Raw genomic sequence first — 14308 nt, 5'->3', positions numbered from 1 at the left:
GGAAATCACCTTGTTAAATATATTGCAAAGATAATCAAATTATTGAGATAGTGTTGTTTTGAAAATCCGACATCCGAAATCCGCAATCCGAAATATGACTTTTTAAGTATTATCTTATTCAATAATACTGTTAATTAACAAGTAATTACATAAATTTGTAATTATGCTTTCCCGACCCGTTAGAATATATTCTACAAGTGATGTGCCTCGTCTGAGATATATCGCAGGAATTATCCTTGGAGATATACTTGGATTATCGTGGGAGGTCATTACAGATAAACGAAAGCTGGGAAAGCATCCTGTAATAAATTATTCTGATGAAAAGATAACAGGTTCTTTAAAGATATGTCCTCACCCGATTTTATTCGAGACAGGTATCTCACCTCAGGAAATAGCAGTAAGTGACTGGAAGGGGCTGCCTGTTTTTTTTCAGACAAATTCAGATTCTGATCTTCCTTTTGACATATTCGCAGCATCATTTTACCTTGTTTCGAGATATGAGGAGTATTTAGATTTTAAGCCTGATAATCATGGTCGTTTCCCGGCTGCCTCGTCACTGGCTTTCAGAAATGGATTTCTGCAGCGTCCTGTAATAGACTATTGGTGCAGAGAGATGTCTAAAATATTCCTTAAGAAATATCAGACCCTTGTTTTTAAAAGGAATGAATACAAAGCTCTTTTAACTGTTGATACTGATCAGCCGTTTGCCTACCTGGGGAAAAGCCTGTTCAGATCTATCGGCGGATTAATAAATGATTTAAAAGAACCCGGGCATGCTTCCGACAGGTTCAAAACTGTTGCCAAAGGAGAGAAGGATCCATTCCAGGTTTTTGATTATATCATTAATACTGTTGATAATACAAGTACTGATACCCAATTCTTTTTTCCTGTAGGAGATACTTCGAAATATGATAAAAACCCTTCCTGGAAAAACAATGAATACAGAGAACTTATCCTTAAACTTTCATCAAGATATAAGTGTGGACTTCACCCTTCTTATAATGCAGCCGGTAAGACGCAGTTATTGAAGACTGAAGCACAGAGGCTAAATACCATTTTGCTTAAAAAGATAGCCTCATCGAGATATCACTATATCAGATTGCTCACACCAAAATGCTATAATGATTTAATAGATGCCGGGATAAGTGAGGATTATTCAATGGGGTACCCTGACGAGCCGGGTTTCAGGGCAGGGATTGCCAGGCCTTATCATTTTTACGATGTTGCTGAGGATAAGCAGACTAATCTGAAAATTTTTCCGTTTCAGGTAATGGACGCTACCCTGTACCAGTATATGAATCTCGATCCGGTTGCCTCAGGTGAGCTCATATTGAAACTGATTGGGGAAACAAAAAAGGCCGGAGGCTTGTTTGTCAGTATATGGCATAACACCTCTTTACTGGATAAGGATGAGTGGCGGGAGTGGAGAGGCGTTTTTGAACTCATGCTTAAAAATCAGGAACCATGATAGTATATCACAAAAATCATGAGATAGACCGGGAACAGTGGGATAACTGTATACGAAGCTCGCCCGGAGTAAAACCATATGCATTTTCCTGGTACCTCGATATTATGTCACCCGGTTGGGAAGCTCTGGTTGATGATGACTATGATTCAGTTTTCCCTGTACCCTGCTCTGAAAAATTCGGAGTAAAATATGTTGCAACTCCTGTGTTTCTTCAGCAGGTTGGCGCCTTTTCACCGGATAAACCTGCTGATAAATCTATTATAGAGTTTCTCGACTATCTTCCTGATTTTTATAAACTTGTTGATCTGTGCATTGGTCAGGAGGTCGTCTATGAGGGATATAAGATTACGGAGAGAGTAAATTATGAACTTGACCTTTCGAAGCATTATGATAAGCTTTGGGAGGAGTTTTCTACTCACTGCAAACGAAATGTGGAAGCATCTGCCAGGAAAAATCCGGAACTTGTTTACGATATCAAACCTGAAGAACTGATAGATCTTTTTATTCTTAACACAGGTAAAGGTATTAAGGGAATTAAAGCAGATGATTATCAGCGGCTTAAAAACCTGATGGACTTCTGTCTTAAGAACAAGAAGGGCAGAATAATTGGTGTGAGAGGTGCAAGAAAAAGACCTTTGTTCGGTATGTTTCTGGTAGAAACACCGGGGAGCAAGGTTATGCTTTTTGTTGTAAATACTCCGCAGAGTCGTGAAAAAAGAATGGGCTATTATGTTGTTAATGAATTAATCAGGGAATTTTCTTCTACCAGAACAATACTTGACTTCGCAGGTTCATCGATACCTGATATTGCATCATTTATGGCTTCTTTCGGCAGTATTAATAATCCGTATTACAGGATCTACAGAAACAGATTGTTCTGGCCGGTAAAAATGTTGAAATAGGTTAAAAAGTTCTGGACAGACAATAATCGAATGATTTTTACGTCTCATCCCGGTAATTCCATTTAATCTGTTAAATTCACGCACTTTTCACCGGCATAATATTCGTTGCGGAACATTACCGGTATAATGTTGTTTACTGCTAAATACTGAATACTTCTTAATGGTAAGGAACCTGATAATTTCATTTTTATTAATATACACTTTTTCACAGATAGGTGCTCAGGATAAACCTGCTGGTGACCCTCAGAAAAAAGTCACAATCAGCGGTTACGTGACAGACAGCAAAAACGGAGAGGTTCTTGCCGGTGTGACAATTATCGAAAATAATCATAAAGCAGGTACTTCTACTAACTCTTATGGTTTTTATTCTCTGACTATTAATGATGGCAGCTTTGATCTGCAGTATTCATATATAGGATATCAGCCGATCAGGAAGAATGGAACTGCAACCAATTCTCTTTCTCTTAATATTGCCATGGAAGAGGCTGAGAATATTCTGGGAGAAGTGGTAATTGAGGCTAAAAGGACCGATGAAAATGTCAGGACCAACGAGATGAGTATTGCAAAGCTTGATATAAAAACAATCAAGATGGTTCCATCTCTTCTCGGTGAAATAGATCTTATAAAAGTATTGCAGCTGCTTCCCGGAGTTCAGTCAACAAGTGAAGGTTCATCCGGTTTCAGTGTCAGGGGAGGGAGTTCAGATCAGAACCTTATCATACTCGATGAGGCAACTATATATAATGCTTCTCATCTTATGGGATTCTTTTCAGTATTTAATAATGATGCAGTAAAAGACGTCACTCTCTATAAAGGAGATATTCCGGCCTCGTATGGCGGCAGACTCTCTTCATTTCTGGATGTTCGTATGAAGGATGGTAATTCGAAAAAAGCAGAGATTGCCGCAAGTATTGGTACAGTATCGAGCAAGCTTACAATTGAAGGCCCGATAATCCGTGACCGTACCACATTCCTGATAGCAGGACGGCGTACATATGCTGATCTGTTCCTGCCATTGGCAAAAGAGGAGGAAGTGCGCGACAATAAACTCTATTTTTATGATTTTAATCTTAAACTTTCACATATCATTAATGAAAACAACAGATTATATCTTTCAGGTTATTCAGGACGGGATATTTTTAAGAATAAATACTCATCGGTAGGATTTGGGAATCAGACTGCTTCACTTCGCTGGAACCATCTGTTTTCGAACAAATTATTCTTCAATCTTAGTCTCATTTATTCGAGATATAATTACGAGATAGCCACTCCGGAAGGAGACGATGCCTCTGAAACTTCTTTCAGATGGGTCTCAGAACTTAATGATTATTCCTCCAGATTCGATTTTACATATTATCTGTCAGACAAGCATAAATTAAGGTTTGGACTGACTTCTGCTTTCCATAAGTTTTACCCCGGTACAGTAAGTGGATTCGGAAGCTCTGCAGCCACTGAATTTGTTCTGAATAATGCTTCTGCACTGGAACATAGCCTTTATGCTACCGACGACTTCAAGATAACGGAGAAGTTGTCGGCAAAGTATGGTCTCAGAATTGCTGTATTTCAGAATATCGGTCCGGGAACATATTACAGCTATGATAGTAAATACAAGCCTGTTGACAGTACTGTCTATGCAAAGGGAAAGCTCTTTAACACATATACTGTTTTTGAGCCTAGACTTGCGTTTACCTATCTTCTTAATAGTTTCTCTTCAGTTAAATGGAGCTATTCACGTGCATCTCAGTTTGTCACACTGGCTCAGAACTCCACTGCCGGTACCCCCCTGGATATATGGTTTCCGGCTACACCCAATGTTAAACCGCAGACAGGTGATCAGTTTGCCTTAGGATACTTCAGAAATTTCAGACAAAATATGTTTGAGCTTTCTGCTGAGATCTATTATAAAGATTTCCATAAGCTGATTGATTTCCGCGACCATGCCCAGCTATTCCTTAATCCATATCTCGAGGGCGAACTTCGCATTGGAAAGGGTTACTCCTATGGCATTGAAACACTTATCCGCAAGAACCAGGGGCGCTTCGGAGGATGGATAAGTTATTCTTATTCAAGGTCTTTCCGCAAAGTTCCGGAAATAAACGGTGGACGTATATATAACTCTCCGTATGATAAACCACATAATGTGAATATTGTATCAAACTATGAAATTTCAAAGCGTATAAGTGCTTCACTAACATGGATATATGCTACCGGGCTGCCTGTAACTTTTCCAACTGGAAGGGCTGTTATCGGTAATGCAATAATACCGGTTTATTCAGACAGAAATGCATACCGGATGCCTGATTATCACCGGCTCGATGTGTCGTTAACTTTGAAAGGGAAGGAAAAAACGGGAAGGAAATGGAAAAGCGAATTGAATCTGTCGGTTTATAATGTTTACAACAGGCATAATGCATGGTCAATAAATTTTGTTACAGATACTGAGAATCCGAATATTACCTATGCAGAGAAAACCTATCTGTTTTCAATTATTCCTGCACTTACTTATAACATAAGGTTTTAAATATGAACCACTTAAAAAACATACTGTTTCTTTTAATACTTATTTTAGTCCTCAATACTTCATGTACTGAACGAATTGATATCAGTCTTGATGAAAGTACCGTGAAGCTTGTCGTTGAAGGATCTATTACTACAGAGAGAAAGGCGCATAAGGTATTTCTTTCAACTACTTCAGGATATTTTTACAATCAAAAGCCGGAATCTGTTCAGGGTGCTGCTGTATCTATTTCGGACGGTGTAAATATTTTTAATCTTACCGAGACTGACCCAGGAGTCTACCAGACTGCCCAATTTGTTCGTGGTAATGAAGGTAATACATATACTCTTAACATAAAACTGAATAGTCAGGTTGGAGGATACACAGAGTATACTGCATCTTCAAAAATTTTGCCGGTCGCTAATCCCGATTCTGTTAAGCTATTGTATCACCCCGAATGGTCTTCATCAGGATTATGGGAGGTAATGTGTTACTTTCAGGATCCGCCCACTACTGATTTTTATCGTTTTCTTGTCTCTAAAAACGGCACTCTTGTCTCTGATACACTTGATGAATGGGTTGTGACAGATGACAGATTTTTTAACGGATATTATGTTAACGGAGCAACAGTTGCATATCTTGATCAGGGAACAAAAGAGGAGAGACTGACTTCCGGTGATATAGTCGTTGTTGAGATGAACAATCTAAGTGAGGAATATGCAAGCTTCATATGGGATTCCCAGTCTGAGATAAGGGGCTCTTATCCTTTATTCAGCGGTCCACCTGCAAATGTAAAAGGAAATATAAGCAACAATGCCATAGGATTCTTTTCTGCACATGCTGTTCGCCGGGCACTTGTATCTGTGCCTGCCTCTTACTGAATAGAACCATTGCTGAGTATGTTAAAAAAAGGTTAAATGCCGGATTTTAACTAAAAAAAAGTCAGACTTCAGATAACTTTGTGGCCTGTTTATTGTTTATATCCGAAAGCTTACTAAATTATTTGATAGTTCTGAATGAAACGATTATATGATTGGGTCCTTGAATGGGCCACTTCACCTTATGCCTCAGTTGCTCTGTTTATTTTTGCCTTTATTGAGGCTATTTTCTTTCCTGTACCTGTTGATATTCTGCTGATTGTCCTGGTACTCGGATTCAGGCCAAAAGCATTCAGGTATGCAATGTATACAACTGTCGGTTCTGTATCAGGTGCTTTTGTTGGTTACCTCGCCGGGCATTATATGTGGGTTAATGCCTCCGGAGAATTTACCTGGTTTGCAAGTCTGTTTTTTAATAATATCCCGGGATTCTCTGCAGATCTTTATGAGAAAATAAAGATAATGTACGCTCAGTGGGATTTCTGGATAATTTTCACAGCAGGTTTTACCCCTGTACCATATAAAATATTCACAGTTACAGCCGGGGTCTTTGATATGAACCTGCTGCTGTTTCTTTTTGCTTCATTAATCAGCCGGGGGGCAAGGTTCTTTCTTGTTACTTTCCTTCTCTACAGATATGGACCGAAAGTAAAAGTATTTATTGAAAAATACTTCAATGTCATTGCTTTAGGTTTCGCAATGTCGCTTATCGGTGGTTTGGTTATCGCCAAACTAATAATATAAGATATCGAATGATGCAATAACCTGAATAAAATGGTTACCCCGCAGGGGTTTAATTTGAATAACCGTGGGTGCAACCCACGGTAAAGACAAAAAAACTCTTTACAACCCCGGAGGGGTTGAACAAAAGATTCAATATACTAGTCTAATATTCAGCCCCTTTGGGGCTGAGTTATTCAGTTTATAGCTGACCGTGGGTTATCACCCACGGTTATTCATATTGTGCCACTTCGTGGCACAATTTATATAGAAATCAAATAGATCAGAAGTAATTTAAAGTAATAAATCTCCTGATCAAAAATCTGTATCGGGAATATTTTGCCTATATCATTTGTCTTATAGAAAAGAACAGCAAAATTCATTTGAATTTGCATTTTTGACTTACTAATATATTGATTATTAGACAGATATTTTATTGACTAATTTCCAGCACGATTATGAACATTATTAAATTTATTCTCAACATTTTACTCGCAATAGTATTTCTGTTGCTGATGGACCCAAGGTCGTTCTTCGGGCTCTCATTTCATGAATGGGCCGGACTGATTATTGTCTTGTTTTTCTTTCTTCACAAAATTTTAAACTGGGGATGGATAAAAAAACTTACCGTCAGGTTCTTCTCAAGAGTGCCGGGTAAAGCAAGAATTAATTATGTTCTGGATATCCTTCTGCTTATAGGATTAACTCTTATTACAATAAGCGGCATGGCAATATCCAGAACAATTGATTTTTCGTGGATCAATTTTGGCAATTCAGGTGGTTTCTGGCGGATTATGCATACCAGTTCATCGTTACTTGTTCTGGCATTATTTGGGATCCATCTTGGACTTCACTGGAAATGGGTGCTTCAGAGGTTAAACTTTAAAAAACAGAAAAATGGTTAAGAAAATATTTATAATACTTTTTGTATTGGCTATCCTGACTACTGGTTATCTGTCATTCAAAAAATTAAACTATTGGGACAGGAGCGTAATGATTTTTAAGTATGACTCATCGCAGCCATTCAACCGCGGAAGGGGTGGGAGAGATTTTGGTGAATTTGAAGGCAGAGAAGGTGCTGTTCGTCCTGAATTCAGGGAAGGTATTCAAAGACCGGAACTTATGAATGTTCCTGATAGTTTAAGACAGAGGATGGCGGGAAGAGGACAACGTAACTTTAACAGAATGAGACCAGGAAACGATAGCCTTAATATAATAAGAGGAGACAGAAATTCCGGGTTTTCAGAAAGAGGCGGATTCCCGGGTGGAGCAAGAGGTCTGGAGGGAAATGGAGGCGGCAGGGACTTCCGCAGAGGAAACACAGTTAATCTGAATATGGTGCTCTACTATCTTGGTGTATTTGCTCTTTTTACGCTTGTAACTGTCTATTTTGAAAAAGGTTATCGCCTTATATTTAAACAGAAAAAACTGACTCAGGAAAACAGTGACCTCATTATATAAAGTCTGAAGACCGGAAGACGGAAGACGGAAGACGGAAGACCGGAAACGGAAGCCTTAAGAATGAAGACGGAACCTTAACTCTCCCCTTCTCCCTTTCTCCCGTTCTCCCTTTCTCCCTTTCATTCTTCTTATGGTTACTTCATATATACTAAAATTGCTACCTTAGTCGGATAAAACCAATCCGATGAAAAAACTGACTATTGTAACCACTCTTTTATTATTAGTCACAGCACTTAGTGCCCAACCTCAGAAATTCAGTACGATACTTTACGGTGTGGCATACTATCACGAATATATGCCATATGAGCGTTTGGAGGCAGATGTGAAACTGATGCAGGATGCAGGAATTTCGGTTGTTCGCCTCGGTGAATCATCATGGAGTCTATTTGAACCGCAGGAAGGCGTTTTTGAATTTGCCTGGATGGATCGCATAATCGACCGCTTACACAAAGCCGGGATAAAAGTTATTCTTGGAACTCCGACATACTCAATCCCTGCCTGGCTTGCCAAAAAATACCCCGATATTTTTGTCGAAAGACTTAATGGAACCGTAAGCAGTTACGGTATACGTCAGAATTTTGATATAACTAATCCGGCTTATCTGTTCCATGGTGAGCGCGTTATCCGAAAGATGATGGAACATTATGCCAAACATCCTGCCATCATAGGATATCAGGTTGATAATGAGACTTCAACTTATGGAGCTGCAAATTATGATTTCTTCAGGGGTTTTGTTGATTACATGAAGGCAAAATACAAAACCACCGACACTCTGAATAAACTCTGGGGTCTCAATTACTGGGGGATGACATTAAACGACTGGGATGAATTTCCTACCAGACATAATGCTACCAATCCTTCATATAAGCTTGAATGGGATCTTTATAACCAGAAGGTAACCGCTGACTACCTGACATGGCAGGCAGAGATAGTTGGCGAGTATAAACGTCCGGATCAGTTTATTACTCATTGCTTTATGCCTTCTTTAACTACTCTCGATCAGTATGCTGCAACAAGAAAATTAGATATGCCCTCGCTTAATGTTTATCACGGTAGTCAGAATAATGTTAAGGGTGAGGACGTTATGTGGGCCGATGATTTCTACAGAAGTCTGAGGAAAACAAATCATCTTATAACCGAGACCAATGCACAGACAATCGGGTGGGACTCAAAAGGTCAATATCCGCCTTTTGATGGTCAGGGACGCCTTTTTGTTTATTCTCATATAGCCGGTGGCGCAAATATGGTTGAATACTGGCACTGGCATTCAATACATTATGGACAGGAAACATACTGGAAAGGAGTCCTCGGACACGACCTTGAGCCAAACAGGTTCTATAACGAGGTGAGCCAGGTTGCCCATGAACTTCAGAAGATCGGTCCAAAACTCGTGAACCTTAAGATAAAAAACAAGGCTGCAATTCTTTACAGCCGTCAGTCTGATTTTGGTATCAGCTATATGCCTTTTAAAGAAGGGAATGCTTATATGGAAGTATTAAGACAAATGCACCGGGCTGCTTTTAAAAATAATGTCGGAGTAGATTTTGTTGTGTCTGAAAATGCTGATTTTGCAGGCTATGATCTTCTTATGGTTCCTCCGTTGTATGTTGCAAGCGATGAGCTTCTTAAAAAGATCGCCGACTTTGTGAAGAATGGAGGACATGTCATCATGTCGGTGAAAAGCGGTTTCACAGATGAAAATTCTGTTGTCAGGCATGTTAAAGCTCCCGGACCATTGAGAGAAGCTGCAGGTTTTTACTACCAGGAATTCTCAAGCATTAATACTGTTACCCTTCTCGATGATCCATTTAAAGTGGGAAAGGAAAATAACACTGCAAAGAACTGGATTGAATTTATTGTTCCTGAAACAGCTAAACCGATGGCCTTATATGATGATCCATTCTTTAAAAAGTACCCGGCTATAACAGAAAACAAATATGGGAAGGGGTCACTTACATATGAAGGCTGCCTGGTTTCAGATGAAATACAATCGAAAATTGTTTCCGTAAAAGCTCAGGAGACCGGGCTGATTGAAAAAGAAAATCCTGTAACATATCCCATAGTCCTCAGAACAGGTACAAATGATCAGGGAAAAACGATAAGGTACTATCTGAATTATTCAGATAAAGATCAATCAGTTACCTATAAATTTAATAGAGGCACAATTCTTCTGACAGGAGCTTCGCTTAAAAAAGGTGATACTGTAATCCTCAAACCTTGGGATGTTGTTATTATAGAAGATTAGGAAATCTATATTAACCACGGAGACACGGAGAGCACAGAGTTACACGGAGGGAAATCATAAAATGCTTTGCTCCGAGCCCTTTGCACCGTGCCCTTTGCCCTTTGCCTTTGCGCCTTTATGCCCTTGAACCTTTGAGCCATTTTCAAAGGAGCAGCTCCATCTCCTCATCCTCCCTGATTTCAGAGAGTTTCCCGTCATCGCACTTGATTGTTCTGGCAGAGAATTTTTTAAGAAGTGTGTAATTATGGGTGGCAACGACAACTGCCCTGCCTGTTTTACTAATGTCCATCAATAGTCTTATGATGCCTTCTGATGTTTCAGGATCGAGGTTTCCTGTTGGCTCATCAGCCAGAATAATGTCAGGGTCATTCAGCAGAGCACGTCCGATAACAACACGCTGCTGCTCTCCTCCCGACAACTGGTGAGGCATCTTATAGCCTTTCAGTCCCAGTCCTACCTTTTCAAGAACCTCTCCGATACGTGTGTCAATTTCAGTTTTGTTCTTCCAGCCGGTAGCTTTAAGAACAAATTCAAGATTATCATTTACAGATCTGTCGATAAGTAACTGGAAGTCCTGAAAAACAATACCTATCTTCCTCCTCAGATACGGGATCTCTCTTCTTTTTAACTTAGACAGATTATAACCTGCAACTAGTCCGGTACCGTCCCTGAGAGGGATCTGTGCATTAAGAGTTTTAATAAGACTTGATTTTCCGCTGCCTACCCTTCCTACCAGATATATAAATTCACCTTTTCCCACTGAGAGATTGACATTTGAAAGCACCAGATGATCCTGTTGCCAAATGGTACAGTTTGTCAGCTCTATAATCACATCAAGAGGTAGGTTTTCCTGCATATTCCGGTTATTTAAAGTGCAAATTAAGGAAAGAATTGATAATTAACATTTATATGTTAATAAAATCAGTAATAAAGGCCGGTTGCCGGCGTTTAATAGTTGTAATTTTACGATTGATTATTAAAACAGGGTAATTATTATATATGGCTTACAGTTAGATCATTATGTATAATGGTGCTTTGCAGTACCTGATAATGATGTTAATGTGAGACCAAAAAAAATTAGTTATGAACAGAAAGACAGACCGCTCCTCAGTATTTTTATTGATAATATTCTTCCTTTTAACAATCACTGTTACAGAGGTTAAGTCGCAGCTCCCCTTTTCCGGGAAGGAGATGGGGTCTGAATTCAACAGGGGAATGGAATTGTTTAACAAGGAGAAATATCCTGCTGCAATACGGCTGCTCGATTCATATGTAAGAAGTGAGGATAACTCAGAAAAGATTAAAAAAGATGAAGCTGAATATTACAGTGCGCTTTCTGCATTGAGACTTTTCAATACAGATGCTGAGTACAGAATGGTAATGTATATATCGACACATCCTGAGAGTCCGCGCATAAATGAAGCCAGACTTGAGCTGGGCGACTATTTCTATCAGAATAAGAATTACAGAAAGGCTTCAGTGTATTATGAAACAGTTAACAGACAGCAGCTTGAGAGTGATAAGTTGCCCGAATACTTCTTCCGCTATGGCTACTCTTCTTATATCAAAGGTGATAAGGAGAAGGCTCTTCTGATGTTTTCAGAAATAAAGGATATTGATACTGAGTACACTCCTCCTGCAATCTATTATTTCTCGCAGATTGCGTATGAGGACAAGATGTATCAGACAGCAATGGAAGGGTTCATGCGGCTGAAAGATGATGAAACATTCGGGGGAGTAGTCCCGTTTTATATTGTTCAGATCCTTTATCTTCAAAAAGATTATGACGGCATACTTGAGATTGCTCCGGAGCTCATCAGCTCAGCCGGGAAGGAGAGGGTAGTTGAACTTTACAGATTTATTGGTGACGCTTATTACAATAAAGGGAATTATGCTGAAGCCTTACCTTATCTGGAAAAATATTCCGCCGGTGCTAAAGCAAGTGCACGTGAAGATAAATACCAGCTTGGTTATTGCTATTATAAAACCAAAGAGATCGACAAAGCTATAAAGACGCTACTTGATATTGGAGTAAGAAGTGACATCCTCAGCCATAATATCTGGAACATTCTGGGTGACTGCTACCTCCAAAAAGGTGATAAAAAGCGTGCTCAGCTGGCTTTTGGAGAAGCTTCAAAACTGAATTACGACAAGAAAATAAAAGAGGAGTCGCTTTTCAACTATGCGAAACTGACTTACGAGTTAGCCTATTCTCCATTCGGAGAGGCAATTGCATCGTTTCAGGAGTACATCGATCTTTATCCTGGTTCTGAAAGGATTCAGGAAGTGTACGATTACCTGATTGGTGCCTATATGCAGCTTAAAAGCTATAAAGCTGCTCTTGCATCGCTTGATAAGATTGCCAATAAAGACAGCCGTCTGGAGGAGGCTTATCAGAGAGTTGCATTCTTCAGGGGACTGGAATTATTCAAAAACCTTGAGATCGAGGCTTCTATAGATATGTTCGACAAGTCGCTTAAGTATGAAAAATATAACAGGCAGATAAGGGCAAGGGCAATCTACTGGAGAGGTGAGGCCTGGTACAGGCTGGCTCATTATGATAAAGCAAAAAGTGATTATGAGCAGTTTATGGGGATTCCCGGTTCTATGCTTTTAAGTGAATATAATATGGTCAGGTATAATCTTGGATATTCACTGTTTAATCTGGACGATTATTCAAATGCACTCAACCATTTCAAGACTTTCGAAAGTGGTGTCACAAATGTGCGTCCCGAGGTATTGGCTGATACAAAGAACAGGATTGCGGACTGCTATTATATCACAATGAATTATCCTTTGGCGATTAGTTATTATGATAAGGTTATAGAGTATGGTAACCTCGATGCTGATTACGCAATGTTTCAGAAGGGCTTCTCGCTTGGATTAATGAATGACGGCAAAGGGAAGGTAGACATACTTACATCTCTTATTCAGAAATATCCTAAATCGACATTTGTGCCTAATGCAATATTTGAAAGGGGCAGGGCTTATATTGTTCTTGAAGATTATGCCAGGGGCGAAGCTGATCTGAATAGTGTAATTTCAACATACCCTTCAAATCCGCTTGTGCCGCGTGCTATTGTTCAGCTTGGACTTCTTTACTACAACCTTGGTGAAAACGAAAAGGCAATTGCACAGTATAAAAAGGTTATTGAGAATTTCAAATCCACACTGGAGGCACGAAATGCAATGACCGGATTGAAAAATGCCTATGTTGAAATGAATGATGTTGAATCTTACTTTGCATATGTAAAAACACTTGACGGATACGGAGATGTCAACCTTGCTGCAAAAGATTCGATGCTTTATACATCCGGAGAAAATCTTTATATATCAGCCAGATACGACAGGGCAACGGAGGTATTCAAAAATTACCTCACAGAATTTCCGAACGGTAGTTTCAGGCAGAATGCACAGTACTATCTTGCCGAATGTCTCAGGTCAGCCGGAAACAATGACGAGGCTCTGAAGTATTATACAGCAGTAGCGGCTGAACCTAATAATCAGTTTATGGAACAATCGCTGATAGCTGCATCATCTATTGCTTTTGAGAAAGAAGACTTTGCATCATCTCTTGATTATTATGAAAGACTTGAGAATGCAGCAAATACCGATGCTACTGTACTTGCTGCTCTTAAAGGCCAGCTCAGATCTGCTTATGAGGCTGAAAATGCACAAAAGACAATTATTGCAGCAGGAAAGATCATCAGTTTTGTTAATGTTCCTGAAGAGCTGGTAAGAGAAGCTAATTTCATGAGCGCAAAGGCTAATTACAGTATAAACAAAATTGATGAGGCTCTCAGGGATTTCCGGAAAGTTTCTGTTGAAGTAACAAGTGCTGAAGGAGCAGAATCAAAATTCAGAGTCGCCGAGCTTTTGTATAAAAAAGACCAGGTTGCTGATGCAGAAAAAGTAATTACAGAGTTTATTAACCAGAATACACCGCATCAGTTCTGGATGGCCAGGATCTTTCTGCTGCTTGCAGATATCAGTATTAAGAAGGGAGATACTCTGCAGGCCCGGGCTACGCTCCAGAGCCTTAAGGATTATTATTCTGTTGATAACGACGGGATACTTGATGAGGTAAAGTCAAAACTTGACGCTCTTACTGATACAAAACAACAGCCGCTCTGAAAT

General features: G+C 39.5%; 10 protein-coding genes. 9 read left to right on the top strand and 1 reads right to left on the bottom strand.

Going from position 1 to position 14308, the window contains the following annotated elements; genetic code table 11:
• Positions 1-163: 163 nt before the first annotated feature.
• The 8 genes from IPJ16_14220 (at position 164) to IPJ16_14185 (ending at position 10171) form a co-directional block, all read left to right on the top strand.
• Positions 164-1468 (top strand): polysaccharide deacetylase family protein, encoded by a 1305-nt coding sequence (locus IPJ16_14220; protein MBK7628328.1) that lies wholly within the window; start codon positions 164-166, stop codon positions 1466-1468.
• Positions 1465-2370 carry a hypothetical protein gene (locus IPJ16_14215; GenBank protein MBK7628327.1) on the top strand — a complete coding sequence of 302 codons (906 nt, stop codon included), beginning with the start codon at positions 1465-1467 and terminating at the stop codon, positions 2368-2370. Before IPJ16_14220 ends, IPJ16_14215 begins: the two co-directional genes overlap by 4 nt.
• 160 nt (positions 2371-2530) lie before the next feature.
• The gene (locus IPJ16_14210) at positions 2531-4891 is read left to right on the top strand and encodes a TonB-dependent receptor (protein ID MBK7628326.1); all 2361 of its coding nucleotides are present in this window, start codon (positions 2531-2533) and stop codon (positions 4889-4891) included.
• Between the two features lie 2 nt (positions 4892-4893).
• Positions 4894-5748 (top strand): DUF4249 domain-containing protein, encoded by an 855-nt coding sequence (locus tag IPJ16_14205; GenBank protein ID MBK7628325.1) that lies wholly within the window; start codon positions 4894-4896, stop codon positions 5746-5748.
• A 135-nt stretch (positions 5749-5883) separates the two neighbouring features.
• Positions 5884-6489, top strand: coding sequence for a DedA family protein (locus IPJ16_14200; GenBank protein ID MBK7628324.1), 606 nt, complete (start codon positions 5884-5886; stop codon positions 6487-6489).
• Positions 6490-6923: 434 nt separating this feature from the next.
• Entirely contained in the window at positions 6924-7370 is a 447-nt protein-coding gene (locus tag IPJ16_14195) for a DUF4405 domain-containing protein (GenBank protein MBK7628323.1), read from the top strand.
• Positions 7363-7926, top strand: a complete 564-nt coding sequence (locus IPJ16_14190) for a hypothetical protein (protein ID MBK7628322.1) — start codon at positions 7363-7365, stop codon at positions 7924-7926. Before IPJ16_14195 ends, IPJ16_14190 begins: the two co-directional genes overlap by 8 nt.
• Positions 7927-8110: 184 nt before the next feature.
• Positions 8111-10171, top strand: a complete 2061-nt coding sequence (locus tag IPJ16_14185) for a beta-galactosidase (GenBank protein ID MBK7628321.1) — start codon at positions 8111-8113, stop codon at positions 10169-10171.
• Positions 10172-10313: 142 nt separating this feature from the next.
• Here the strand turns inward: IPJ16_14185 and IPJ16_14180 are convergent, their stop codons facing one another.
• Complete coding sequence (locus tag IPJ16_14180; GenBank protein ID MBK7628320.1) at positions 10314-11027, bottom strand: ATP-binding cassette domain-containing protein; 714 nt, start codon at positions 11025-11027, stop codon at positions 10314-10316.
• A 227-nt stretch (positions 11028-11254) separates the two neighbouring features.
• On the opposite strand from IPJ16_14180, the gene IPJ16_14175 reads away from it, so the two are divergent.
• Positions 11255-14305, top strand: coding sequence for a tetratricopeptide repeat protein (locus tag IPJ16_14175; GenBank protein ID MBK7628319.1), 3051 nt, complete (start codon positions 11255-11257; stop codon positions 14303-14305).
• Positions 14306-14308: the final 3 nt, after the last annotated feature.

This window comes from Bacteroidales bacterium, from assembly GCA_016709865.1.
Lineage (GTDB): Bacteria > Bacteroidota > Bacteroidia > Bacteroidales > VadinHA17 > LD21.
The sequence above is the reverse complement of the archived record's forward strand: the minus strand, read 5'-3'. Positions and strand labels throughout refer to the sequence as shown.